The sequence below is a fragment of the Pseudomonas sp. E315 genome, from assembly GCF_055406205.1.
Window position 1 is genome coordinate 56,798 of record NZ_JBUZPJ010000005.1, and the last position, 24,844, is coordinate 81,641.

Genomic DNA, 24,844 nt, shown 5'->3' on the forward strand with positions numbered 1-24,844 from the left:
TGTTAGAGAGCGGGTTTGGGCTGAGTGACGTGCAGATAGTGCTCTGCCACATCAATCATTCGATTGGCAAAACCCCATTCGTTGTCGAACCAAGCCAACAGGTTCACCAGCCTTGGGCCGGAAACACGGGTCTGGCTGGCATCAACAATGGCCGAATGCGGGTCATGGTTGAAATCACAACTGGCGTGCGGCAGTTCGGTATACGCCAACAAGCCTTTTAGCGGGCCGCTGGTGGCAGCCTCGCGCAGTACGCGGTTAACTTCTGTGGCGTCGGTGTCGCGCGCCGTAACCAAAGTGATATCAAGGCACGACACGTTTAACGTCGGCACTCGCACTGCTTTGGCTTGAATTCGGCCAGCAAGTTCCGGCAGCAAACGCTCAATGCCTTTCGCAAGACCGGTGGACACCGGAATCACTGACTGAAACGCCGAGCGAGTACGACGAAGGTCTTCGTGGTGGTAAGCATCAATCACTGGCTGGTCGTTCATCGCCGAGTGAATGGTGGTGATGGACACATATTCCAGACCAAACGCCTCATCTAACAGGCGCAACAGCGGCACGCCGCAGTTGGTGGTGCAAGAAGCGTTGGACACCAGACGCTCATTACCCGTCAGGCTGTGCTGATTGACGCCAAACACGATGGTGGCGTCGACATCCGCCTCGCTGGCCATCGGTTGCGAAAACAGAACCGCTGGAGCCCCGGCGTCCAGAAAGCGCTGGCCGTCAGCACGGGTGTTGTAAGCGCCGGAGCACTCCAAAACCAGATCAACGTCCAATGCGGCCCAGTCGATCCCTTCGGGGGTGGCACTGCGCAACACTTTTACGCAGTCGCCATTGATGTGCAGGCAATCGCCTTCGATCCGTATCTCGCCGGGGAACCGGCCATGAGTGGAGTCGAAGCGCGTTAAATATTCGAGGCTGGCCATATCGGCCAAATCATTGAGTGCAACAATTTCAAACCCGGCAGCCGTCCCTCGCTCAAACAGCGCACGCAAGACGCAACGACCAATGCGGCCGTAGCCGTTGAGTGCAACTTTGTAAGGACGCGGTTCAGGCATGGGGTTCTCTTATTAGGGTGTGACCAAAACAATCCCCCGTAGGAGTTGCCGCAGGCTGCGATCTTGTGATGTTGAAATCAAAAGATCGCAGCCTGCGGCAGCTCCTACGGAGAACCGCGACAACCTTTTAGTCTTCCAGCAGCTCTTCAGCCTGACCCAGGATGTTTTCCAGAGTGAAGCCGAACTCTTCGAACAAGGCAGGCGCAGGCGCCGACTCGCCGTAAGTAGTCATACCGATAACGCGACCTTCCAGGCCCACGTACTTGTACCAGTAGTCCGCGTGAGACGCCTCGATCGCAATACGCGCGCTCACTTGCAGTGGCAGAACCGACTGCTTGTAGCCCGCATCTTGAGCTTCGTACACGCTGGTGCACGGCATGGAAACCACGCGCACTTTGCGGCCTTGCTCAGTCAGCTTCTCGTAAGCCTGTACCGCCAGGCCGACTTCGGAACCGGCCGAAATCAGGATCAGCTCAGGCTCGCCTGCGCAGTCCTTGAGCACGTAACCGCCCCGGTTGATGTCGGCAATTTGCGCGGCATCACGGGTTTGGTGGTTCAGGTTCTGACGCGAGAAGATCAACGCGGACGGGCCGTCGTTGCGCTCCAGCGCGAACTTCCAGGCCGCTGCGGATTCCACCGCATCGGCTGGGCGCCAGGTGTCCAGGTTTGGCGTGGTACGCAGGCTGGTGAGCTGCTCGATCGGCTGGTGCGTCGGGCCGTCTTCGCCCAGACCGATGGAGTCGTGGGTGAACACATAGATCACGCGCTGCTTCATCAAAGCCGACATGCGGATGGCGTTACGGGCGTATTCCATAAACATCAGGAAGGTGGCGCCGTAAGGCACCAGGCCACCATGCAGAGCAACGCCGTTCATGATGGCGCTCATACCGAACTCACGCACACCGTAGTAAACGTAGTTGCCGCTGGCATCTTCAGCGCTGACGCCTTTGCAGCCTTTCCACAGGGTCAGGTTGGAACCGGCCAAGTCAGCCGAGCCGCCCAGCAGTTCTGGCAGCAGCGGGCCAAAGGCATTCAGGGCATTTTGGCTGGCTTTACGGCTGGCGATGGTCTCGCCTTTGGCAGCCACTTCAGCGATGTAAGCGTTAGCTTTAGCATCGAAGTCGGCTGGCAATTTGCCGCTCAGGCGACGCGACAGCTCAGCAGCCAGCTCAGGGAACTCAGCGGCGTAAGCAGCGAAACGCTTGTCCCACTCGGACTCAACCGCAGCACCGGCTTTTTTGGCGTCCCACTCGGCGTAAATATCAGCCGGGATTTCAAACGGGCCGTGGTTCCAGTTCAGCGCTTGGCGGGTCAGGGCGATTTCGTCGTTGCCCAGTGGAGCACCGTGGCAATCTTCTTTGCCTTGCTTGTTCGGCGAGCCAAAACCGATGGTGGTTTTGCAGCAGATCAGCGTTGGCTTGTCGCTTTTACGTGCAGTGTCGATCGCGGTTTTGATTTCTTCCGGGTCGTGACCGTCAACGTTGCGGATGACTTGCCAGTTGTAGGCTTCGAAACGCTTAGGCGTGTCGTCGGTGAACCAGCCTTCAACTTCGCCATCGATCGAGATGCCGTTGTCGTCGTAGAACGCGATCAGCTTGCTCAGGCCCAGAGTGCCGGCCAACGAGCCAACTTCGTGGGAAATGCCTTCCATCATGCAGCCATCACCCAAGAACACGTAGGTGTGGTGATCGACTACGTTATGGCCAGGACGGTTGAACTGCGCGCCCATGACTTTTTCGGCCAGGGCAAAGCCCACTGCGTTGGCCAGGCCCTGACCCAATGGGCCAGTGGTGGTTTCAACGCCCGGCGTGTAGCCCAGCTCCGGGTGGCCCGGCGTACGGCTGTGCAACTGGCGGAAGTTTTTCAGGTCGTCAATCGACAGGTCGTAGCCAGTCAGGTGCAACAACGAGTAGATCAGCATCGAGCCGTGGCCGTTGGACAGCACGAAGCGGTCACGGTCTGCGAACGAAGGGTTGCTTGGGTTGTGCTTCAGATAATCGCGCCACAGTACTTCGGCGATATCCGCCATACCCATAGGGGCACCGGGATGGCCGCTGTTGGCTTTTTGCACGGCATCCATGCTGAGTGCACGAATGGCGTTGGCACGCTCACGACGGCTGGGCATCGCTGTTCTCCTGGGTATTTGATAAAAATGAAACGGAAAAAAGGCGAGCATTTTCCCTCAGGCACCGCCTTGGGGGCAATGACAGATAGTCACTTGAAACGTTTTTCCTGTGCTTAACCGTTCAATCTGCTGAGGAATCGGCCTGCTCGCTCGTCTTTAAAACCACACCGTCCCGAAAACGCACCACTTATCGAGCAATATCGAAAAGTTTTGATATTGAACTTGCGAGGCACTGGTCGGGTAACTAGACTGCGCCCCATGAACTTACGCGTGCCTTCAATCCGCCATGACGATTGCGACGAGCTCTCCGCCTTGTGCAAGGCTGGAGGCGATCCGTTGCGACTGAATGTGCTGCGCGCGTTAGCCAACGATTCATTTGGTGTGCTGGAACTGACGCAAATTTTTGCCACCGGCCAATCCGGTATGAGCCATCACCTCAAGGTGCTGTCTCAGGCCGGGCTTGTAGCAACGCGCCGCGAAGGTAATGCCATTTTTTACCGCCGCGCCCTGCCCCACACCGAGCAACTGGGCGGTAAGTTACACACGGCCTTGCTGGAAGAAGTCGACAACCTGACCTTGCCCACCGACGTGACAGCGCGAATCAGCGCAGTACACGGGCAGCGGGCAGCAGCCAGTCAGGATTTCTTCTCACGCATTGCAGAGAAGTTTCGCGCTCAGCAGGATTTGATCGCAGGTTTGCCGCAATACCGGGACAGTGTCTTGGCGTTGCTCGACAAACTGAGCTTCACCCCAGCGGCCACCGCCCTGGAAGTCGGCCCCGGCGATGGCAGCTTTTTGCCCGATCTGGCACGTCGCTTTCATCAGGTCACCGCACTGGACAACAGCCCGGCGATGCTCGAACAAGCGCGCCAGCTGTGTGAACGCGAGTCGCTGCACAACGTCAGCCTGACTATGGCTGACGCCTTGCACGACACGCAGCTGCAGGCCGACTGCGTGGTTGTGAACATGGTTTTGCACCATTTCGCAGCACCGGCCGAAGCACTGAAGCAACTGGCCACCTTGCTGCAACCTGGCGGTAGCCTGCTGGTAACAGAGTTGTGTAGCCATAATCAGGCGTGGGCCCGCGAGGCGTGCGGTGATTTGTGGCTTGGTTTTGAACAAGATGATCTGGCCCGCTGGGCCACCGCTGCGGGACTCGTTCCCGGGGAAAGCCTCTATGTAGGCTTACGTAATGGTTTCCAGATTCAGGTTCGCCACTTTCAGCGACCGGCTGGCAACACTCACCATCGGTAATTATTAGGAAACCGTCGAGATGAGCGAATACTCCCTTTTCACCTCCGAGTCCGTGTCTGAAGGGCATCCGGACAAAATCGCCGACCAGATTTCTGACGCGGTGCTGGACGCCATCATTGCTGAAGACAAGTTCGCCCGTGTGGCGTGCGAAACTCTGGTGAAAACCGGCGTAGCCATCATCGCTGGCGAAGTGACTACCTCGGCCTGGGTTGACCTGGAGCAGATCGTTCGTGACGTGATCACCGACATCGGCTACACCAGCTCCGACGTTGGTTTCGACGGCGCAACCTGCGGCGTGATGAACATCATCGGCAAGCAGTCGCCTGACATCAACCAAGGCGTTGACCGTGCCAAACCTGAAGATCAGGGCGCGGGCGACCAGGGCCTGATGTTCGGCTACGCCAGCAACGAAACCGACGTGCTGATGCCTGCGCCAATCACCTTCTCTCACCAGTTGGTACAGCGCCAGGCCGAAGCCCGTAAATCCGGCCTGCTGCCTTGGCTGCGCCCGGACGCAAAATCTCAGGTCACTTGCCGCTATGAAGGCGGCAAAGTTGTAGCCATCGACGCCATCGTATTGTCGACCCAGCACAACCCTGAAGTGTCTTACAAAGACCTGCGCGAAGGCGTGATGGAGCTGATCGTCAAGCACGTATTGCCAGCCGATCTGCTGCACAAAGACACCCAGTTCCACATCAACCCGACTGGCCAATTCATCATCGGTGGCCCTGTGGGCGACTGCGGCCTGACCGGCCGCAAGATCATCGTTGATACCTACGGCGGCATGGCCCGTCACGGCGGCGGCGCGTTCTCGGGTAAAGACCCCTCCAAAGTTGACCGTTCGGCTGCTTACGCCGGTCGTTACGTGGCCAAAAACATCGTGGCGGCTGGCTTGGCTGAGCGCTGCGAGATCCAGGTTTCCTACGCAATCGGCGTCGCTCAACCGACTTCGATTTCGTTGAACACCTTCGGCACTGGCAAAATCTCTGACGACAAAATCATCAAGCTGGTACGTGACGTGTTCGACCTGCGTCCATACGCCATCACCACCATGCTTGACCTGTTGCACCCGATGTACCAAGAAACTGCAGCTTACGGCCACTTCGGTCGCACGCCGCAGACCAAAACCGTTGGCGACGATACCTTCACCACGTTCACGTGGGAGCGTACCGACCGCGCTGAAGAGCTGCGCGCTGCTGCTGGTTTGTAATTAAAACAGCTGCACCCAAAAGCCCCGAACAGGCAACTGCTCGGGGCTTTTTGTGGCCAGCAGAAAATTGAGAACACCTGTAGTCGCTGTCGAGGGACGAGGCAGCGACTACAACAACCATTTCGCTTTGCGAAACACGTCGCAAACCTTCGGCTGCGCGCGCTGAAAATCCTCCACTAGCCTTAAGCATTCTTCCCGAGCAAGGATGCTTACGATGCTGGCAAAACTCCGTTTTCTGGGCGGGTTGTTACTCGCGGCCCTAACTTGCAACGCAGTCGCCGATACCTGCCCTGGGTGGCCCGAACCCAAGGCAACCCAAGAAATCAGCGCCTTGCGCCAGCAGCTCACGAGTTGGGACGACAGCTACCACCGCCAAGGTATTTCACTGGTGAGCGACGCGGTTTACGACCAATCGCGCACTCGTCTGGAGCATTGGCAACGCTGCTTTGCCTTAAGCGCTGCGGACAACCCGCTGCAAACAGCCGGCGGCCCTGTGCCACACCCCGTGGCACAAACCGGCCTGTCAAAACTGGCTGACGAGAAAGCCGTCAAACGCTGGATCAACGGCCGCCAAGACTTATGGGTGCAGCCCAAAGTGGATGGGGTTGCCGTGACGCTGATCTACAAACAGGGCCGTTTGCAGCAAGTCATCAGCCGTGGCAATGGCCAGCAAGGTCAAGACTGGAGCCGTTCGGCACGCACCATCAGCGCCATTCCTGCACAATTACCGCAGCCTGTGGATATGTTGCTGCAAGGCGAACTCTACTGGCGCCTGACCGATCATGTGCAAGCCAAGTCCGGCAGCGTCAATGCGCGCAGCATCGTCGCGGGGCTTATGGCCCGCAATCAACTCAGCCCGGAGCAAGGCCAAGGCATCGGGCTATTTGTGTGGGACTGGCCCGAAGGCCCGGCGACTCAAGGCGAGCGGCTTACCCAACTGAGCGCGCTGGGGTTTGCCGACAGTCAACGCTGGAGCCAACCCATCGAACATTTCGAGCATGCCCTGCACTGGCGCGAGCGTTGGTATAACAGCCCCTTGCCATTCGCCAGCGATGGTGTGGTGCTGCGTCAAAGCCTGCGGCCCGATGCCCAACGCTGGCAGGCCAAGCCGCCCAATTGGGCCGCTGCCTGGAAATACCCCTACGCCCAAGCCCTAAGCGAAGTACGAAAAGTCACGTTCAATATTGGCCGCACTGGACGTATCACGCCCATGCTGGAACTGACGCCGGCGCGTCTCGACGACCGACTCATCAAACGCATCAGCGCAGGGTCATTACAGCGTTGGCAAGAGCTGGACATTCGTCCCGGCGATCATGTGGCCATTAGCCTTGCAGGCATGACCATCCCGCGCCTGGACAGCGTGGCGTTACGCGCCAGTCAACGCCTTGAAGTCACGCCGCCCAACCCCGATAACTTTCACGCACTCAGCTGCTGGCAACCGACAACAGGCTGCGAAAGCCAGTTTTTAGCCCGATTAAATTGGTTAAGCGGCAAGCAGGCATTGGCATTACCGTTCGTCGGCCCCGGCACCTGGAATAAATTGATCCAGGCCGGACAAATCAACAACCTGCTCGATTGGTTGACCCTGGATGCCACACAGCTTGCTAGTATTGACGGCTTCGGCGAGCGCAGCAGCCAACGGCTGCTCAATAGTTTGCACAGTGCTCGGCAACAATCGTTCACGCGCTGGGTCAAAGCGCTGGGTGTTCCGCCCACAGGGGATGCGCCTCTGGGGCAGTCATGGCAAGCGCTGACCAAACGGGATGCCGACGCATGGCAAGCACAGCCGGGTATTGGGCCTCGCCGCGCAGCACAATTAAGCGCGTTTTTTAAAGACCCGCAGGTGCAGGCGTTAAGTGAAGAATTGCGTGTCGCAGGCATTGCCGGTTTCGATTAGAAACCCGACAGCAGCGCGATTGGATCAGCCCGACCTGCACAGCAGGCCGGGGTTAATTGGATATGTATTGTCATTTTTTGTCAGGAGCTTTTTATGAAAGTTTTTTCACCGCTCGCTCTGTTCACTGTTTTCGGTCTGCTGGCTTCGCCGTTGATGGCTGCCGATCAAACCACCGGCCTGACGGGCTGCGCGGCTAAAAAGCAAGCCATCACCACTCAGCTTGAATACGCCCGCGCCCACGGCAACACCAACCAGATCGCGGGCCTTGAAAAAGCCTTGAGTGAAGTCACTGCACATTGCACCGATGCAAACCTGAAAAAAGAACGTGAAAACAAAGTGCTAGAAGCCAAGCACGAAGTCAGCAAGCGCCAGGCGGATCTGGACAAAGCGATGAAAAAAGGCGATCCGGAAAAAATCGACAAGCGCAAAAACAAGCTGGCCGAATCGCGCAAAGAACTGCAAGAAGCACTGGATCAGTTGGACAAGTAACGCTTAGCAGGCGCTGACACAGGCTACGGTCTTTTTGAAACCAAAAGATCGCAGCCCAAGGCAGCGCCTAGCTTGGCACTCAGTGATTCCTGAATGCCTTGTGACACGCGCTGCACGTGTCTTCTACTTTTTGCACCGCAGGGCTCAGGGTGCTGGCTTTATAGGGCTGCGCTTTGCTGGCAATGACCAGCTCGCCAGTGGCGGCCTCCAACTGACGCGCCAACTCTTGAAAACGCGCCTGCTTTTGCCAGACATCATCAATGGCGCTGGTTTGATCCGATTCCTTGACCTGCGGGAAGTGCTTCCACGGTTCATGAGCCAACGCATCAAGCTTGACCGCGCCTTCTGTAAAGCGCGGGCCATCAAACGGAATTCGGCCGCGCAGCATGCCGCCCAAGTCTTCGCTGGTCTTTAGCATTTGCTTGAAAATCGCTTTACGCTGGCCCAGCGGCGAATTGGGATCAACCCCGCCGCACGCCGACAGCGTTAGGCAGGCCAGTAATACAACAGTCAAACGTTTAAGAGTCATGGTGGCTTCACGTCACGGAAATCGGTCGCCAGTATCCTCGCGTCACCCACAAAGACCAATACCCCTATTGAATATACGGATTGCCTTGACGGTCATCAGACCTCGGCAACCTTTGAAGGAACATCGCGGATGAGTACATTTTTCAAGCCTCTGGCCTGGGCCTTACCCGTCATCATGCTGCTGGCCGGTTGCAATGGCACCGACAACGACGCCACACCGCCAGAGCCACACACCACTTACAGCAAAGCCGACTGGAGCGCGTTGCCAGAAGTCACTGGCAGCGATCTGCAAAGCGGCTTTGCCTCATGGCGCAGTGCGTGTACCCGACTCAAAACTGATCCGAACTGGGGCAGTCTCTGTGCCGCTGCTGCCAACTTGCCGGCCAGCCCAAGCGTCGCGCAAATCAGCGATTTTTTGCAAACCCATCTGGATGTGTACAGCCTGCGTTCTGCTCAAGGCAGCAGCGAGGGTTTGATCACCGGCTACTACGAACCGGTTTACCCCGGCAGCCTGACGCCGACCCATGTGGCCAATGTGCCTGTTTATGGCGTGCCAGCTGATTTGATCGTGGTGAATCTGGACAGCATTTACCCCGAGCTCAAGGGCAAGCGCCTGCGCGGGCGGCTTGAAGGCCGTGTCATCAAGCCTTACGACACGGCTGAAACAATCAATAACCAAGGCCTGAATGCGCCTGTGATTGCTTGGCTCACTGATCCAATGGATCTGCAATTTCTGCAAATTCAGGGCTCGGGCCGGGTTCAGCTCGACGATGGTCGGCAACTGCGCATCGGTTATGCCGACCAGAACGGCCACCCGTATCGCCCCATTGGTCGCTGGTTGGTTGAGCAAGGCGAGCTGAAAAAAGAAGACGTGACCATGGGCAGCATTCACGCGTGGGCGATGACCCACCCAGAGCGTGTAAAGGAGTTACTGGCCAGCAACCCCAGCTACGTGTTTTTCACCCAAAACCCCGACAGCAACGAAGGTCCACGTGGCTCGCTTAACGTGCCGCTGACGGCCGGTTACAGCGTGGCGGTGGATCGCAAGGTGGTTCCGCTGGGCAGTCTGTTGTGGCTATCGACCACACAAGCCAACGGCCAACCCATCGTTCGCCCGGTTGCCGCCCAAGACACGGGCGGCGCGATTGCAGGCGAAGTAAGGGCGGACTTTTTTGTAGGCACCGGCCCAGAAGCAGGCCACATTGCCGGGGACATGAAGCAAAAGGGCAACATCTGGCTGCTATGGCCTAAAGGCGTGGCGCTGCCGCAGTGACCCTAAACTCGTAGCAACTGCCGTAGGCTGCGTCCGATTGATGTGTTTAAACGATCGCAGCCTTCGGCAGCTCCCACGGGGTCATCTGGTTTACATCGACACAAAGAAGAAGCTGACGATCAGCCCCATGCCGATAAACCACACGATAGAGCGCAAGAGTGCCCAGTCGGCCAGGTAACAAATGATGTATAGCAATCGACTGGTCACGAATAGCACCGCCAGCACGTCGATGGTCACAGGCTGAGCGTTACCCACAATGTCGGCAATGATGACGGCGGCGGCAAAGGCCGGGGTCACTTCGAAGCTGTTGAGCTGCGCGCTGTGGCCGCGCTTGGCAACACCTTCCAGGGTTTCAAGAAACGCACGCGGGTCGTGGTTCTGCTTGGGGCCAAACTTGCCATCGCTGAACTTGGCCACAGCGGTACACACATAAGGCAAACACAGGGCAATCAGTACACACCAGAAGGCAACCGTCATTGGAATTTCCTTTTTTAGAGTTTCATCACGAGCATGCCGATCAGCACCAGCCCACAGGCTAAGAGCCTCGGACCACCGAAAGGTTCTTTGAGGTAACGCATACCAAACAGCACCACCAAAATCACGCTAACTTCACGCAACGCGGCCGCTTCGGCAATCGAACCCAACTGCATCGCCCACAGCACCAACGCATAACTGGCCAGCACGCACACGCCAACGGCCAACCCCAAGCGCCACTGCGTACGCCAAAACAATGTAAATGCAGCACGCCGACGCGTGATCGCCAACAGCGGGAAGGGCCAAGCACTGATCAGAGTGAGCCACACCAGGTAGTCCAACGGATGCGGCCAGCGCCGCAGAGCCTGACCGTCCAAAAAGGTGTAGCAACCAATGCAAAGGCCAATCAGCGCGACAACCGGCAACATAGACCACGGCAAACGATCACCACCTCCGCCCTGCCACAGCAAACATGCCATGCCACAGGGGATCAACAGAATGCCGATGATCTGTTGGCCTGAGAGAACCTCCCCGGCGAATATCAGGGTCAATGCCAGCACTACCAGCGGTGAGAGGCCCCGCATCAGCGGGTAAACCAGCCCCAGATCCCCCACCCGATACGCCCGTATCAGCAGCACGCGATAGAGCAACTCAAACAAGGCTGATGCCGCTATCCACGGCCAGATTTCCAGCGGCGGAAACGACACAAACCCCACCAGGGCAGCCACTACCAGCAGTGCGACCGTGTCCATACAGGCAATCACCAGCAACCGCTCACCACTGAACTTGATCAGGGTATTCCAGACCGCGTGCAACACTGCCGCGACCAACACCAACGCCGTTGCTAGCACTCCTTGCTCCTTATTTTTATAAATCAACGGGTGTTTATACTGCAAAGCGCCGCCTGCATGGGCGCGCTGGCGAGCAAACCACGCCTTGTTATGTGTCGCCAGCGGCGTCTTTTGCATCAAATAAACCCGAGCTGATCGGACTCCCACCCACTCTCGCCACCACAGGAACTCGGATGCTTGAGCTTGTTGCTGCGTTTATCTGCCTGACTTCACTGCTGACCTACGTGAATTTCCGCTTTATTGGCCTGCCGCCCACCATTGGCGTGATGGTCACTGCCCTTATGTTTTCTCTGCTGTTGCAAGGCTTGAGCTTTCTCGGTTATCCGGGGCTTGAAGAGCGTGTGCAAGAGCTGATCGGCCAGATCGATTTCGGCGATCTGCTGATGAACTGGATGCTGTCGTTTTTGCTGTTTGCCGGTGCTTTGCACGTGAACTTCAACGATGTACGCAGCTACCGGTGGCCGATTGGGCTGCTAGCCACAGTGGGCGTACTGATCGCCACCACCGTGATCGGCAGCTTGGCCTACTGGATTTTCGGCCTGTTCGGCTGGCACATCAGCTTTTTGTATTGCCTGCTGTTTGGTGCACTGATTTCGCCCACCGACCCGATTGCCGTACTGGGTGTGTTGCGTACTGCTAACGCCTCCAAACCACTTAAAACCACCATCGTGGGCGAGTCTCTGTTCAACGACGGCACTGCGGTTGTGGTGTTCACCGTGTTGCTGGGCATTGTGCAACTGGGCGAAACCCCAAGTGTCGGCGCTACCGCGATGCTGTTTGCCCACGAAGCCATAGGCGGCGTGGTGTTTGGTGGTGTGATTGGTTATTTGGTGTACCGAATGATCAAAAGCATCGAGCAATATCAAATCGAAGTCATGCTGACGCTCGCGCTGGTGATTGGCGGCTCGGCTATGGCCAGTGAGCTGCATGTATCAGCGCCGATTGCGATGGTGGTCGCGGGTCTGATCATCGGCAATCTGGGCCGCAACAAAGCCATGAACGAGATGACCCGTCGCTACATGGACGGCTTTTGGGAGCTGCTCGATGACATGCTCAATGCGTTGCTGTTTGCGCTGATCGGCATGGAGCTGCTGCTGTTGCCGTTCTCGTGGCTGCACTTGTTGGCGGCCAGTGCTTTGGCAGTGGCCATTTTGCTCTCGCGTTTGCTGACCGTGGCCCCGGCCATTGTGTTGCTGCGCCGCTGGCGCGCAGTGCCGCGTGGCACCATCCGCATTTTGACGTGGGGCGGCCTGCGTGGCGGGGTTTCAGTGGCACTGGCGCTGGCCTTGCCATTGGGCCCGGAACGCGACCTGATCCTGAGCATCACGTACATCGTGGTGTTGTCGTCGATCCTGTTCCAGGGTTTGACCATCGGCAAACTGGTCAAGCATGTCACCAAAGATGCGCCCGCACAGGCTGAGACCGAGCACGCGCATTAATCGCTGAATCCAATCCCGTGAGAGCTGCGCAGGCTGCGGTCTTTTTAAACGATCGCAGCCTTCGGCAGCTCCCGCGGGGTTTGGCATCCCTCTCCGGTGTTTCCCTCAAGCTTGTCTACACTCCTCTACCTAATGCCTGAAAGCATGAAACGCAAAGGAGAAAGGGATGAGTACTTCTGCTGGCTATGCACCACCCAGGCGCCATTTGGGTGCCTACCTTCTGATTGCCGCGGCGCTGATTGCTTTAGCGATCACCGCCTGGCGATTTTTCACGCCGCTGTCAGGCATTAACGGCTCCGGCGGAGCGATGACGGCGATGTTTGCCGAGCTGGTGATGTTTGTATTGGGCGTATTGCTGCTCAAACATGAGGCAGGCGGGCTGCGAAGCTTTGTTTTGTTCTTGAGTTGGGTCGGTATTGTCGGGACGTTCGTCGCTGCACTGTTCCTGCATGGCTGGTTAACCGCAGCTGTATTGGTGGTGGGCGCAGTCGGTGTCCTGATCGAAACCTTTGGCGCTAAGCCAACCAGGAGCGCGTGATATGAAAGGACTTAACAAACACCTCTTGAGCGCACCCGCTCTGTGCATACTCGCGGGTATTTCAACGGCTCAGGCAGAGACCTCCTACACCGTACCGCCGCCCTTACTGGCACCTTCTAATGTGTCCGCTGAAAACGCCAAGCTGCCTATCCCCACTGGCAAAGAGTGGGACAGCTTTCACGGCCAATTGAGCGCGCAAAAGTACTCACCGCTTAACCAGATCAATAAAGACAACGTCGGCAAACTGACCAAAGTCTGGGAATACTTTACCGGCGACATGTCCACCGGCACCGGCAAAATCCCACCTTCGGTGTGGTCTGCCACCCCTATTTTTGCCAACGACACGCTGTACGTCGGCACACCTTTTTACCGAATCATCGCCCTTGAGCCCGAAACCGGTAAAGAGAAGTGGACCTATGACACCAAATCGCCGCTAGTGGCCGAAACCCAACCCGCGCTGAAGTCACGCGGCGTAGCCTACTGGCAGGAAAAAACACCTCAGTCGGGTGTTGCCTGCCAAAAGATGGTGTATTTGGGCAACATGACCGCGCAGCTGTATGCGGTAGATGCTGACACCGGCAAGCCATGCGAAGGCTTCGGCAAAAACGGTGTGGTGGACGTCAACCAATGGAACACAGTCAACGCGAAGTGGCCTCTGTCGCAGTTGCAACCTCCCACCGTCATCGGTGACAAGCTGATCGTCGGTTGGGCCGGTAAAGACTGGGAGTATGAAGTTGAGTCGCCCGGCTCACTGTTTGCCCTGAATGCCCGTACCGGCGAGCTGGAATGGGAGTTCAAGCCGATCCCGGACGAAGAAGCAGGCAAAACCGGTACTGCCAACATCTGGACGGCCATGTCCTACGACCCGGCGCTCGGCCTGCTGTATATCCCCGTGTCCTCGCCATCGCCTAACTACTGGGGCGGCAACCGGGCCAAACCCATCCCACTCGGCACATCGACCACTGCACTGGACATCAACACGGGCAAAGTTGTGTGGTCTCGTCAGTGGGTTCACCACGACATTTGGGACTACGACATCAACTCTGCGCCAACCCTGATGGACATTACAGTCGATGGCAAACCCGTTGCCGCGCTGGTGCAGGCCACCAAAATGGGCTTTTTGTTCACCGTTGACCGGCGCACCGGGGAAGACGTCTGGCCCATCGAAGAACGCCCAGTGCCTAAAGGAGATGCAGCAGGCGAAGTCTATTCGCCCACCCAACCCTTCCCGACTAAACCTGCACCGCTGATGGATCAATCCAAAAAACCGGCCATCTGGAAAATCGCAGATATCGTCGGCTTCGGTCAGTGCACCAAAATGTGGGACGGCCTGGAATACAACGGCATGTACTCGCCACCCAGCACCAAAGGCAATGGCGTACTGGCCTACCCTGACAGTGCCGGCGGCGTGCAATGGGGCGGCGTTGCATTCGACCCGGTCAGCCAGGTCGCCATCGTCAACACTTCGCACATCGTGCAGATGATCAAGCTGTGGGACCGCGTCTCATACGACAAACAGCCCAAAGATTCAGGCAACGAAAACGGCTTTTACCCGCAGATCGGTGCGCCTTACGGCATGTCACTGCTGAACGCACAGAACTGGGCCGGCATGCCGTGCTGGGCGCCGCCGTTTGGTGAACTGGTGGCAATCGACATGCACACCGGTGACGTGAAATGGCGCCGCCCGATGGGTGCGGTTCAGCAGTGGGGCTGGTACATGCCTGAAGACATGGGCTCGCCGACCATTGGTGGGCCTGCGGTGACCGCAGGTGGCGTGGTGTTCATTGGCGCGTCGATGGATGCCAAGGTTCGTGCCTACGCCCTTGAGGACGGCAAAGAGCTGTGGTCAGACATCGTCATGGCCCCCGCCGTCGCAAACCCCGCCGTGTATGAGTACAAAGGCCGTCAATACGTGGCATTTGTTGCAGGCGGTAACTCAATCATGAAAGATCAGGTCGGCGATCAAGTAGTGGTTTACGCCTTGCCTAAGTAAAAGAGCCCGCCATTGGCGCACTCACAAAAACGCCCCGAGCCATAAGGCCCGGGGCGTTTTTTTTAGCCGTATGAAAGCGCTATTACTTGACCTTCACACCTTCCAGCGTGATGTCCAGGTCCAAGGTCTGAGACGTTGGGCCTGGGCCTTTGATGCCGAAGTCGTTCAGGTTCAGTGTGGTGGTCGCGTTGAAGCCAGCGCGCTCGCCGCCCCACGGGTCCTTGCCTTCGCCGTTGAACGTCGCTTTGAACGTGACAGGCTTAGTCACGCCGTGCAGGGTCAAGTCACCGGTTACGTCAGCTGTTTTTTCGCCAGTAGGCACAACTTTGGTCGACTTGAAGGTCGCTTCCGGGTACTTGGCTACGTCCAGGAAGTCTTTGCCGGCGATATGCTTGTCACGTTCAGCATGGTTAGAAAACAGGCTGGCGGTTTTCAACGTGACGTCAATTTTGCTGTCAGCAGGCTTGGCGGCATCCCACGAGAAAGTGCCCTGCCAGTCCTTGAAAGTACCGTGAATGAAGCTGTAACCCAGGTGGCTGATTTTCCAGTCAACAAAGGCGTGCTGGCCTTCTTTGTCGATGGTGTAGTCAGCAGCCATCGCCTGACCGGCAGACAACAGTGCTGTACCCAGTGCTAAAGCGGCGAGCGTCTTTTTCAACATACGTTCTATTCCTTTTGAGTTGAGGTTGAGCATCAGGCTTTGCGCCCCAGCATTCGAACCAAGGTCGCATCACGATCAATAAAATGGTGTTTCAAAGCGACTAGACCGTGCAAACCGGCAAAAATCACCACGGCCCATGCCAGATACAAATGCACGACACCGGCCACATCGGCTTGATCGGGCAAGTTGGAAATCAGTGCCGGTACTTCAAACAGGCCAAAAACCGGGATACCCACGCCTTCAGCGGTGGAAATCAGGTAGCCGGCAATCATTACTGCAAACAAACTCAGATACAAAAAACCATGACCGAGCTTGGCGCCAATGCGCGTCGCACGACTATAGCTGTCCAAAGCCGGAGGTGCCGGGCTGATCCAGCGCCACACAACGCGTACGACCATGAGTGCCAGTAGCGTCAGACCAATGCTCTTATGCAGGTCGGGCGCGTCTTTGCGCCAAGGGCTGTAATAGTCGAGACCGACCATCCATAAGCCCAGCGCGAACAATCCAAACACCGCCAGCGCAACAAACCAGTGCAAAAAGATACTGACGGCACCGTAGCGAGTAGAAGAGTTACGTAGCTGCATTACCTACATCCTGTGGGAACTTGGGCCTAAGACTAATGGTTTACCTATCGAATGAAAGCGCATTTTTTCGCTACAAGGTATCGATAAATACGATCTGTAGCCTGAAAGGCGATCATTAAGCAAACGTTAACGATGCCTCTGGGTGCCGTTAGATGGCAATCTGCGGGCCAAATTTCAAGGTCTGCCAGCCTGGATAAACGTAATGGGTTGTTACGCGCCCGTGCATTGCATAGGCTTGCGCCATTGTTTGCCCGCACACGCCGGGAGCCAGCGCCAGGAGAGTGAGAATGGGCCTGAATAATCAGTGGATGCAGCGCGACCTTGCCGTGTTATGGCACCCCTGCACCCAAATGAAAGATCACGAGCAACTGCCACTTATCCCGATCAAGCGCGGTGAAGGCGTGTGGTTGGAAGACTTTGAAGGCAAGCGCTACCTGGATGCCGTGAGTTCTTGGTGGGTCAATGTGTTTGGCCACGCCAACCCACGTATCAACCAGCGCATCAAAGATCAGGTCGATCAACTGGAGCACGTAATTCTGGCGGGCTTCAGCCATCAGCCCGTGATCGAGCTGTCCGAGCGTTTGGTCAAAATGACGCCCGAAGGCCTGACCCGTTGCTTCTATGCCGACAACGGTTCGTCGTGCATCGAAGTCTCACTGAAGATGAGCTTTCACTACTGGCTCAACCGTGACCAGCCGAACAAAAAGCGCTTCGTAACCCTGACCAACAGCTACCACGGCGAAACGATGGCCGCGATGTCGGTGGGCGATGTGCCGCTATTTACCGAGACTTACAAGGCGTTGCTGCTCGACACCCTCAAAGTGCCGAGCCCCGATTGCTACCTGCGCCCGCAAGGCATGAGCTGGGAAGAACACTCGCGCAACATGTTTATGGTCATGGAGCAAACGCTGGCCGAACACCACGACACCGTGGCGGCCGTGATTGTTGAGCCGCTGATTCAGGGCGCAGGCGGCATGCGCATGTATCACCCGGTGTACCTCACGCTCCTGCGTGAAGCCTGCGACCGTTACGGCGTACACCTGATCCTCGATGAAATTGCCGTGGGCTTTGGGCGCACCGGCACCATGTTTGCGTGCGAACAGGCGGGCATCACACCGGACTTCCTGTGCTTGTCCAAAGCTCTGACCGGCGGCTATTTGCCGTTGGCCGCTTGCATCACCACTGACGAGGTGTACAGCGCGTTCTACGACGACTACCCAACGCTGCGTGCTTTCCTGCATTCGCATAGCTACACCGGCAACCCGCTGGCCTGCGCGGCCGCTTTAGCCACGCTGGACATTTTTGAACAAGACAACGTGATCGAGAACAACAAAGCGTTGGCGCAACGCATGGCCAGCTCGACCGCGCATCTGGCAGACCACCCGCACGTCTCGGAAGTGCGTCAGACCGGTATGGTGCTGGCCATAGAAATGGTTCAGGACAAGGCCAGCAAAACAGCTTATCCGTGGCAGGAACGACGCGGTTTGAAAGTCTTCCAGCACGCATTGGAACGCGGCGCCTTGTTGCGTCCGTTGGGCAGCGTGGTGTACTTCTTGCCGCCTTACGTGATTACCCCGGAGCAGATCGACTTTTTGGCCGAAGTGGCCAGCGAAGGCATCGACATTGCGACGCGCAATGACATCAGCGTGGCCGTGCCCTCGAACTTCCACCCAGACTTCCGCGACCCGGGTTAAATCGTCCGTGTCTGTCGTCGCTGCCGCAGGCTGCGAAAGGCTAAGTAGCCGCTCGTTACTTGTAATTCCTGCGATCCAATCGCAGCCTACGCCAGCGACTACAGCGTTGGGTGCTTCGGCCACACAGAAAAACTATTTCCAGAGAATTTAAATGAGATTGTCCCGCTTCTTTATCGATGCCCCTTTGAGCCTCGGTGAACACGAATTACCTGAAGCTCAGGCGCATTACATTGGTCGCGTGCTGCGCATGGCCGAGGGCGACGCCCTGCAAGTGTTTGACGGCTCGGGCCACGAGTTTCTGGGACGCTTGCTGGAAGTCGGCAAAAAACGGGTTCGCGTGTTGCTGGACGAAACCTTCGCCGGGCAAGTCGAGTCGCCGCTGGCCATCCACTTGGGGCAGGGTTTGTCACGTGGTGAGCGCATGGACTGGGCAATTCAAAAAGCCACTGAATTAGGTGTCACCGAAATCACACCGATCATGAGTGAGCGCTGTGAAGTGCGGCTTAAGGACGAACGCGCCGACAAGCGACTGGCGCACTGGCGACAAGTGGCAATTAGCGCGTGCGAACAATGCGGTCGCTCGCGAGTGCCGGTAATTCACCCGCCGGTACTGCTCAGCGAGTGGATTAAAACCACACAGGCTGATTTAAAACTGGTGCTGCACCCTGTTTCGGAACCGCTGGCCAGCCATGCCAAACCTGCACGGTTAGCCTTTTTGATTGGCCCGGAAGGCGGTCTCACCGACAACGAAATCGAACAAGCCCAAGCGGCCGGCTATCAACCTGCGCGCTTGGGCCCGCGTGTGTTGCGTACCGAAACCGCCCCCGTCGTGGCTTTAGCAGTGGCTCAGCAACTGTGGGGCGATTTCTGACGCCGGGGGCCTTACTCCACCGGGTCGCTCACAGGTTTGGCGATGATCTGCTTTAACTCGGCGGTCATCGGGAACTCCAAATTAAGCCCGTTGGGCGGGATCGGTTGTTCAAACCAGCGCTGGTAGATGCCGGTAATTTCCCCGGATTTATACAAGTCAGCCAGCGCCTGGTTTACCACCGCCAACAGTTGCGGATCATCTTTACGCACCATGCAGCTGTAGATTTCACGCGACTGCTCGTCGCCCACCACGACCCACTTGTGTGGGTCACGCGCTTTGGCGCGCTCGCCATAGAGCAGCGCGTCGTCCATGTAAAAAGCGACGGCACGGCCCGTCTCCAACATTTTGAAGGCCTCGCCGTGGTCTTTGGCGCTGATGACGTTCATGCCCATTTTGTGGTCAGCGCTGTAGCTCTTAATAAAGCGCTCGTTGGTGGTGCCGGCCGTGGTCACGACGTTTTTATCGCGCAGGTCATCAAAGCCTTTGATGCCGCTGTCTTTGGCGGTCAGCAACTGACCTTTGACGTAAATAAACCCATAAGAAAACGCCACCTGTTTTTGTCGCTCAGCCGTCACCCCGGTCGAGCCGCACTCAAGGTCGACGGTGCCGTTTTGCACCAACGGGATGCGGGTTTGCGAAGTCACCAGGTTGTATTTGACCTTCAACGGCTTGTTACCCACTTGCTGCTGAATACGTTCGACGATGTTGTTCGCCAAATCCACCGAATACCCCATCGGCTTGCCGCTGTTGTCGCCCACATACGAAAACGGCACCGACGCATCACGATACCCGAGCGTAATGGTTCCCGAGTCGGCGATTTTCTTTAGCGTGCCCTGTAATGGAGCTTCATTGGCGTGCAATGAATGGCTAAGTAACAGGCCCAAGGTGCAACTGATCAACGTGAGTTTTTTCATCTTCTTATTCTCCGGTTTCAAGCTGATTTAGCGACGAACAGCGATCACACTGATTTCCACCAACACTTCAGGGCGTGCCAAGTGGGCTTGCAGCGTGGTGCGAGTGGGGGCTTTGCCTGCCGATAGCCACGCCGACCACACCGCGTTCATGGCAGCAAAGTCGCGCTCAATGTTTTGCAGGTAAATGGTGGCGTTCAGTATGTGGTCTTTATCGCTGTGTGTTTCGGCCAATAAGGCGTCGATCTTGCCGAGAACCTCCTGAGTTTGGCCAGCTACGTCCACGCTTTGTGTAGGAACTTGCCCGGACAGAAACACCAACGCCTCAAACGTTGCAGCGGCGCTTAAACGGTCATTGCTGTTAATGCGGTGAATCGTCATCGGGCATTTCCTTTTGGTTGGGGTGATGGCTCAGGCGGCATGTGGCGCCAGGCCTTGCATGTCGATAGACGTTTTACGGTGTGCAATCAGCTCGCTTAACAAGCGCCCGCTGCCACACGCGAGGGTAAAGCCCAGCGCACCATGCCCTAGGTTGAGCCACAAATTGCGGTAGCCGCTGGCACCCAGAATCGGCACACCACTGGGTGTTGCAGGGCGCATGCCAGCCCACTCGGTTGCGTGCTGATAATCACCGGCGTCAGGAAAGGTGCTTTGGGCCAATTCGCGCATTTGGGCCAAGCGTTTTGGGTCAAGCGAAGGGTCGAAACCCACGATGTCGACCATCGCCGCAATGCGCAGTTGCTCGCCAATACGGGCGTAAACGATTTTTCGGTCGTAGTCGGTGATACTGACCTGCGGCGCTTTTTGCGGATCGTTCAGCGCTAGCGTCAGGCTATAACCCTTGAGCGGATACAGCGGCAGCTTCAATCCAGGCAGGTTCAGGGCTGGGCTGTTATGCCCGGCTGCCAGCACCAGTTGATCGACTGGCAATACCTCGCTGCCCATTTCTACGGCGTGAACGGCACCGTTGTTGTGCTGGATGCGAGTGACGGTTTTGCCCAGTAAAAATTGGCATCGACCCGACGCCTGCAAGCGGGTGAGTAATTGCTGGCAAAAAGCATGGCAATCACCCACTTCTTCATCGGGAGTGTAGATGCCGCCGACAAAACTCGACCCTTGCAGTCCAGGCTCCAGGCTCGCGCATTCGCTGGCAGACAGCGCCTGCTGGAATGTGCTGTGGATAACGTTGTTGCGCGCTTTATCGAAATTGGCCTGATTGCGGAAGGCCACCAACTTGCCGTTTCGGCGCCACTCAAAATTGCCCAGCGGGTCTTCTTCGCGCCATTGTTGCAAGGTGGCTTGGCTGAGCAGCGCCAAGCGCAGTAAATGCGCGCCATTGCGCTGGTTGACCGAGCCTCGGCAGGCGGCAACAAACGAAGCCAGCCAGCGCCATTGAGCCGGGTCCATGCGGGGGCGCAATTTAAGCGGCGAGTCGCCGCGCAGCATCCAGCCCATGGCTTGCCACGGCACTCCGGCATCCGCCAAGGGTGCCACGTAGCGATACGACAGCTGGCCGCCATTGGCGAAACTGGTTTGGCTGCCGAGCGTGGGCTGGGCTTCGATCACGCTCACGTCAAAGCCGTCGCGCACCAGCGCATACGCGGTTGCCAACCCGATAACGCCACCGCCGATGATGCAAACCCGCTGTCCCATGTCAGTCCTTAGCCCAGTGTTGTACGGGCTTCAGATTAGGGGCAGGTGACAGGCATCGAACAATGAATAAAGATGCTCCACCCATAAACAAAGGTTATGGACTGCCACCATGCGCTTGCGACATATCGAAATCTTTCAGGCTATCCGCCAAACCGGCTCAGTCAGTGGGGCTGCGCAGCTATTGCACGTCTCGCAACCGGCTGTGAGCAAGGTCTTGCAGCACGCTGAGTTGCGGCTGGGGTTCCCGCTGTTTTTACGCGTGCGAGGCAAGCTGCAACCCACGCCAGAAGCCTTGCTGCTGGAGCGTGAAGTCGACAAAGTTACCGAGAGTTTGCAAGGCGTGCAGCGTTTGGCCGAAAGCCTGCGTAGCGAGCCGGGGCATCGGCTACGAATCGGCAGCACCCCGGCGCTGGCGCTGTCATTGTTGCCGCCTGTCATCAGCGAATGGACGCAACGCTACCCGGACATCCGCTGCGAACTGGCCAGCGCCCATAGCCGTGAACTGGTGCAGAACCTGCTGATGCGTGAGCTGGATGTGGCCCTAACCTTCAAACTGCCCGAGCATCCGGGGCTAAAAGCCCAAGCGCTGGCCCACGGGGTGTTGGTGGCGTTGGCGCCGCGAGGGTATTGGCCGGATCAAAGCCAAGGTGTACCGCTGGCGCTGCACGAGCTGGCCGATGCGCCGTTGATTGGCCTGAGCAGTGCCGATCCATTGTTTGCCCGGCTCGACAGCTACTTGCAGGCCGTCGAACCGCCGCCTCGCATCAGCATCGCCGTACAGACCTATTCGCTGGCGCGGGCAATGGTGGAGTCGGGAGCGGGTTTGGCGGTAATTGATCCGTTTACAGCATTGGGCGCTTCACGGGCCACCACGTTGATTCGCCCGCTAAGCCCGGCGCTGCCGATCACTCTGTACGCGCTGACCCGAGCGGACGAAGCGCCGGGGCACACCTTGGAAGGCTTGTTGCAACTGTTCTCTGAAAGGGCCACTGAACAGTTGCAACGACTGGCTGACTAGCTGCTTGAAGCTGGCTTATTGCGCCCAAGGCGCTGCTCGCGAATCATTGAGCGTGTTCAGATAACTGTCGCCGCCCAACTGACGCATTTGCTGGCGAATCCATGCCGAACGACTGGCCACATAAGCGCTTGGGCGACTGGCGCTCCAACTACGCGGATTGGGCAGCACCGCCGCCAAATTGCTGGCCTGCTGGCGCGAAAGGTTTTTCGCGCTCACCCCAAAATGATGCTGGGCTGCTGCTTCGGCACCAAATACACCGTCATCCCATTCGGCGCTGTTGAGGTACACCTCAAGAATTCGCTGCTTGGGCCAGAGCAGTTCGATCAGCCCGGTGAACCAGGCTTCCAGACCTTTACGCAACCAACTGCGGCCCGACCACAAAAACAGGTTTTTCGACACTTGCTGGCTGAGGGTGCTGGCGCCTCGCAAGGTGCCGCCGCGCTCGTTGTGGGCAAAGGCGGCCTTGATTGCACTCAAATCAAACCCCCAATGCTCGGCGAACTTTTGATCCTCGCCAGCAATGACAGCGACCTTTAACTCGTCGCTGATTTGATCCCATGAACGCCAGCTGCGTTGCAGGTCAATGGGCTTGCCATCGAACCAAGATTCGACCTTACGCTCGACCATCAGCGCAGTGCCGGGTGGCGGTACCCAGCGAAAGACCAGCACTAACAACGCGCTGCCCACTGCGAACCAGAGCAGGGCTTTTAGAAAGCGGTGAACAAGTAAACGCAGCATAGATGGCTTGGCCGAACCCGTTGAGCGCGCCATTATACAGACCCTGCGCCATTCGATGATCCTGACGGGAGTAACCCATGTTGCGTGTTTTTCTGATGTTGGCCGCTTTCTTTGGTTTTACCGGCGTTGCCCTGGGTGCTTTTGCTGCCCACGGTCTGAAAAGTCGCTTAAGCGAGCAGTATCTGGCTATTTTTCATACAGGCGTGACTTACCAATTGGTTCATACACTTGCCCTGCTGGGCGTCGCCCTGCTTGCCACGCAGCTGCAAAGCCGATTAGTGACGTGGGCAGGTGCCTGCTTCGCGCTGGGTATTGTGCTGTTTTCCGGCAGTCTTTACCTGCTGACCATGACCGGCATTGGCAAGCTGGGGATCATTACGCCCATCGGTGGTGCTGCGTTTTTGGCGGGCTGGCTGTGTCTGGGCCTCGCCGCTTGGCGCTTGAGCTGAGCCCACAAGATGAATGGCTTGGGTCGGCCAGACTGATCGGGCTAGAATGCTGACCCCTAAAAACGAAGGCAGCGTCGCGCATGCGCATTCAGTTGAACGGTGAATCCTTTGAACTGCCGGACGGCGAGACCGTTGCGGCTCTGTTGGCACGCCAAAAACTGACGGGCCGTCGGGTGGCTGTTGAGCTGAATCTGGACATCGTTCCGCGCAGCCAGCACGCCGAGACAGTCTTGAAAGAAGGCGATCAAGTCGAAGTGGTACACGCCATCGGTGGCGGCTAGTTTTTAGCCCCCTGATGCACCTCCACTGAGCACACACTTTAAGAGGATTCCCGATGAACAATGTTCGCAGCGACAAGCCGTTTGTCCTGGCTGGCCGTACTTACCAGTCGCGCCTTTTGGTGGGCACCGGCAAGTATCGTGACCTTGAAGAAACCCGCCTGGCCATCGAGGCCTCGGGGGCTGAAATCGTCACTGTTGCTGTGCGCCGCACCAACATCGGGCAAAACCCGGGCGAGCCCAACCTGCTCGACGTGCTGCCACCCGACCGCTACACGATCCTGCCGAACACAGCCGGTTGCTATGACGCTGTAGAAGCCGTGCGCACCTGCCGCCTGGCCCGTGAACTGTTGGATGGCCATAACCTGGTCAAGCTGGAAGTACTGGCAGACCAGAAAACCCTGTTCCCGAACGTGATCGAAACCCTCAAGGCCGCTGAAGTTCTGGTCAAAGATGGCTTCGACGTGATGGTGTACACCAGCGATGACCCGATCATTGCTCGCGAGCTTGAAGCTATGGGCTGTATCGCCGTTATGCCGCTGGCAGGCCTGATTGGTACGGGGCTGGGCATCTGCAACCCTTACAACCTGCGCATCATTCTTGAAGAAGCAAAAATTCCGGTGCTGGTGGATGCGGGCGTAGGCACTGCCTCTGACGCCAGCATCGCCATGGAAATGGGCTGCGAAGCCGTGCTGATGAACTCGGCCATTGCTAACGCCCAGCATCCAATCATCATGGCTGAAGCCATGAAACACGCCATTGTGGCGGGCCGTCTGGCGTATCTGGCCGGACGCATGCCGAAAAAACTCTATGCCAGCGCCTCTTCGCCGCTGGATGGTCTGATCAAGTAAGAGCCAC

General features: G+C 57.4%; 25 protein-coding genes. 14 read left to right on the forward strand and 11 right to left on the reverse strand.

The window, feature by feature from the left end; translation table 11 throughout:
- Positions 1-2 precede the first annotated feature (2 nt).
- Both epd and tkt read right to left on the reverse strand, forming a co-directional pair.
- Positions 3-1,058, reverse strand: coding sequence for an erythrose-4-phosphate dehydrogenase (gene epd, locus ACZRJQ_RS09150; RefSeq protein ID WP_463978041.1), 1,056 nt, complete (start codon positions 1,056-1,058; stop codon positions 3-5).
- Positions 1,059-1,185: 127 nt separating this feature from the next.
- On the reverse strand, positions 1,186-3,183 hold the full coding sequence (gene tkt, locus ACZRJQ_RS09155) for a transketolase (protein WP_463978042.1): 1,998 nt from the start codon (positions 3,181-3,183) through the stop codon (positions 1,186-1,188).
- Between the two features lie 258 nt (positions 3,184-3,441).
- On the opposite strand from tkt, the gene ACZRJQ_RS09160 reads away from it, so the two are divergent.
- The 4 genes from ACZRJQ_RS09160 (at position 3,442) to ACZRJQ_RS09175 (ending at position 8,033) form a co-directional block, all read left to right on the forward strand.
- Positions 3,442-4,437, forward strand: coding sequence for an ArsR/SmtB family transcription factor (locus tag ACZRJQ_RS09160; RefSeq protein ID WP_463978043.1), 996 nt, complete (start codon positions 3,442-3,444; stop codon positions 4,435-4,437).
- A 19-nt stretch (positions 4,438-4,456) separates the two neighbouring features.
- Positions 4,457-5,647: a methionine adenosyltransferase gene (gene metK, locus ACZRJQ_RS09165; RefSeq protein WP_463978044.1), complete on the forward strand. Its 1,191-nt coding sequence runs from the start codon at positions 4,457-4,459 to the stop codon at positions 5,645-5,647.
- Positions 5,648-5,861: 214 nt separating this feature from the next.
- A complete protein-coding gene (gene ligB / locus ACZRJQ_RS09170) occupies positions 5,862-7,544 on the forward strand; it encodes an NAD-dependent DNA ligase LigB (protein WP_463978045.1) in 1,683 nt (560 codons plus the stop codon).
- Between the two features lie 93 nt (positions 7,545-7,637).
- On the forward strand, positions 7,638-8,033 hold the full coding sequence (locus ACZRJQ_RS09175; protein ID WP_463978046.1) for a DUF1090 domain-containing protein: 396 nt from the start codon (positions 7,638-7,640) through the stop codon (positions 8,031-8,033).
- A gap of 79 nt (positions 8,034-8,112) precedes the next feature.
- On the opposite strand, the gene ACZRJQ_RS09180 is transcribed toward ACZRJQ_RS09175, so the two are convergent.
- Positions 8,113-8,562: a c-type cytochrome gene (locus tag ACZRJQ_RS09180; protein WP_463978047.1), complete on the reverse strand. Its 450-nt coding sequence runs from the start codon at positions 8,560-8,562 to the stop codon at positions 8,113-8,115.
- Between the two features lie 129 nt (positions 8,563-8,691).
- Between ACZRJQ_RS09180 and mltA the strand changes: the two genes are divergently transcribed.
- Positions 8,692-9,834: a murein transglycosylase A gene (gene mltA / locus ACZRJQ_RS09185; RefSeq protein WP_463978048.1), complete on the forward strand. Its 1,143-nt coding sequence runs from the start codon at positions 8,692-8,694 to the stop codon at positions 9,832-9,834.
- 90 nt (positions 9,835-9,924) lie between these two features.
- Here mltA and ACZRJQ_RS09190 read toward each other — a convergent pair whose 3' ends face one another.
- Complete coding sequence (locus ACZRJQ_RS09190; RefSeq protein WP_463978049.1) at positions 9,925-10,311, reverse strand: MAPEG family protein; 387 nt, start codon at positions 10,309-10,311, stop codon at positions 9,925-9,927.
- A 14-nt stretch (positions 10,312-10,325) separates the two neighbouring features.
- Positions 10,326-11,159, reverse strand: a complete 834-nt coding sequence (locus tag ACZRJQ_RS09195) for an EamA family transporter (protein WP_463978050.1) — start codon at positions 11,157-11,159, stop codon at positions 10,326-10,328.
- Positions 11,160-11,332: 173 nt separating this feature from the next.
- Here ACZRJQ_RS09195 and ACZRJQ_RS09200 point away from each other — a divergent pair, with 173 nt between their 5' ends.
- The 3 genes from ACZRJQ_RS09200 (at position 11,333) to ACZRJQ_RS09210 (ending at position 15,129) form a co-directional block, all read left to right on the forward strand.
- Positions 11,333-12,598 (forward strand): cation:proton antiporter, encoded by a 1,266-nt coding sequence (locus ACZRJQ_RS09200; protein WP_463978051.1) that lies wholly within the window; start codon positions 11,333-11,335, stop codon positions 12,596-12,598.
- Between the two features lie 166 nt (positions 12,599-12,764).
- Entirely contained in the window at positions 12,765-13,136 is a 372-nt protein-coding gene (locus ACZRJQ_RS09205; RefSeq protein WP_463978052.1) for a hypothetical protein, read from the forward strand.
- 1 nt (position 13,137) lies between these two features.
- Complete coding sequence (locus tag ACZRJQ_RS09210; RefSeq protein ID WP_463978053.1) at positions 13,138-15,129, forward strand: pyrroloquinoline quinone-dependent dehydrogenase; 1,992 nt, start codon at positions 13,138-13,140, stop codon at positions 15,127-15,129.
- Between the two features lie 82 nt (positions 15,130-15,211).
- Here ACZRJQ_RS09210 and ACZRJQ_RS09215 read toward each other — a convergent pair whose 3' ends face one another.
- Both ACZRJQ_RS09215 and ACZRJQ_RS09220 read right to left on the reverse strand, forming a co-directional pair.
- On the reverse strand, positions 15,212-15,790 hold the full coding sequence (locus tag ACZRJQ_RS09215; RefSeq protein WP_463978054.1) for a YceI family protein: 579 nt from the start codon (positions 15,788-15,790) through the stop codon (positions 15,212-15,214).
- A 32-nt stretch (positions 15,791-15,822) separates the two neighbouring features.
- Positions 15,823-16,374, reverse strand: a complete 552-nt coding sequence (locus ACZRJQ_RS09220; protein ID WP_463978055.1) for a cytochrome b — start codon at positions 16,372-16,374, stop codon at positions 15,823-15,825.
- A 287-nt stretch (positions 16,375-16,661) separates the two neighbouring features.
- Between ACZRJQ_RS09220 and ACZRJQ_RS09225 the strand changes: the two genes are divergently transcribed.
- Together ACZRJQ_RS09225 and ACZRJQ_RS09230 are read left to right on the forward strand one after the other, a co-directional pair.
- The gene (locus ACZRJQ_RS09225; protein WP_463978056.1) at positions 16,662-18,068 is read left to right on the forward strand and encodes an adenosylmethionine--8-amino-7-oxononanoate transaminase; all 1,407 of its coding nucleotides are present in this window, start codon (positions 16,662-16,664) and stop codon (positions 18,066-18,068) included.
- Between the two features lie 151 nt (positions 18,069-18,219).
- A complete protein-coding gene (locus ACZRJQ_RS09230) occupies positions 18,220-18,939 on the forward strand; it encodes a 16S rRNA (uracil(1498)-N(3))-methyltransferase (protein ID WP_463978057.1) in 720 nt (239 codons plus the stop codon).
- A gap of 11 nt (positions 18,940-18,950) precedes the next feature.
- Here ACZRJQ_RS09230 and ACZRJQ_RS09235 read toward each other — a convergent pair whose 3' ends face one another.
- From ACZRJQ_RS09235 to ACZRJQ_RS09245, 3 genes are read right to left on the reverse strand one after another with little or no spacing between them, the layout of a single operon-like run.
- Positions 18,951-19,853 (reverse strand): transporter substrate-binding domain-containing protein, encoded by a 903-nt coding sequence (locus tag ACZRJQ_RS09235; RefSeq protein WP_463978058.1) that lies wholly within the window; start codon positions 19,851-19,853, stop codon positions 18,951-18,953.
- 27 nt (positions 19,854-19,880) lie between these two features.
- Positions 19,881-20,231 carry a RidA family protein gene (locus ACZRJQ_RS09240; protein ID WP_463978059.1) on the reverse strand — a complete coding sequence of 117 codons (351 nt, stop codon included), beginning with the start codon at positions 20,229-20,231 and terminating at the stop codon, positions 19,881-19,883.
- A 30-nt stretch (positions 20,232-20,261) separates the two neighbouring features.
- Positions 20,262-21,503, reverse strand: a complete 1,242-nt coding sequence (locus tag ACZRJQ_RS09245) for a D-amino acid dehydrogenase (RefSeq protein ID WP_463978060.1) — start codon at positions 21,501-21,503, stop codon at positions 20,262-20,264.
- A 109-nt stretch (positions 21,504-21,612) separates the two neighbouring features.
- Between ACZRJQ_RS09245 and ACZRJQ_RS09250 the strand changes: the two genes are divergently transcribed.
- A complete protein-coding gene (locus ACZRJQ_RS09250) occupies positions 21,613-22,521 on the forward strand; it encodes a LysR family transcriptional regulator (RefSeq protein ID WP_463978061.1) in 909 nt (302 codons plus the stop codon).
- Positions 22,522-22,536: 15 nt separating this feature from the next.
- Here the strand turns inward: ACZRJQ_RS09250 and mtgA are convergent, their stop codons facing one another.
- Positions 22,537-23,259, reverse strand: a complete 723-nt coding sequence (mtgA, locus tag ACZRJQ_RS09255) for a monofunctional biosynthetic peptidoglycan transglycosylase (protein ID WP_463978294.1) — start codon at positions 23,257-23,259, stop codon at positions 22,537-22,539.
- Between the two features lie 77 nt (positions 23,260-23,336).
- Here mtgA and ACZRJQ_RS09260 point away from each other — a divergent pair, with 77 nt between their 5' ends.
- The 3 genes from ACZRJQ_RS09260 (at position 23,337) to ACZRJQ_RS09270 (ending at position 24,837) form a co-directional block, all read left to right on the forward strand.
- Complete coding sequence (locus tag ACZRJQ_RS09260) at positions 23,337-23,708, forward strand: DUF423 domain-containing protein (RefSeq protein ID WP_463978062.1); 372 nt, start codon at positions 23,337-23,339, stop codon at positions 23,706-23,708.
- A gap of 80 nt (positions 23,709-23,788) precedes the next feature.
- Positions 23,789-23,989, forward strand: a complete 201-nt coding sequence (gene thiS / locus ACZRJQ_RS09265) for a sulfur carrier protein ThiS (protein WP_463978063.1) — start codon at positions 23,789-23,791, stop codon at positions 23,987-23,989.
- A 53-nt stretch (positions 23,990-24,042) separates the two neighbouring features.
- Positions 24,043-24,837 (forward strand): thiazole synthase, encoded by a 795-nt coding sequence (locus ACZRJQ_RS09270; RefSeq protein ID WP_463978064.1) that lies wholly within the window; start codon positions 24,043-24,045, stop codon positions 24,835-24,837.
- Positions 24,838-24,844 lie beyond the last annotated feature (7 nt).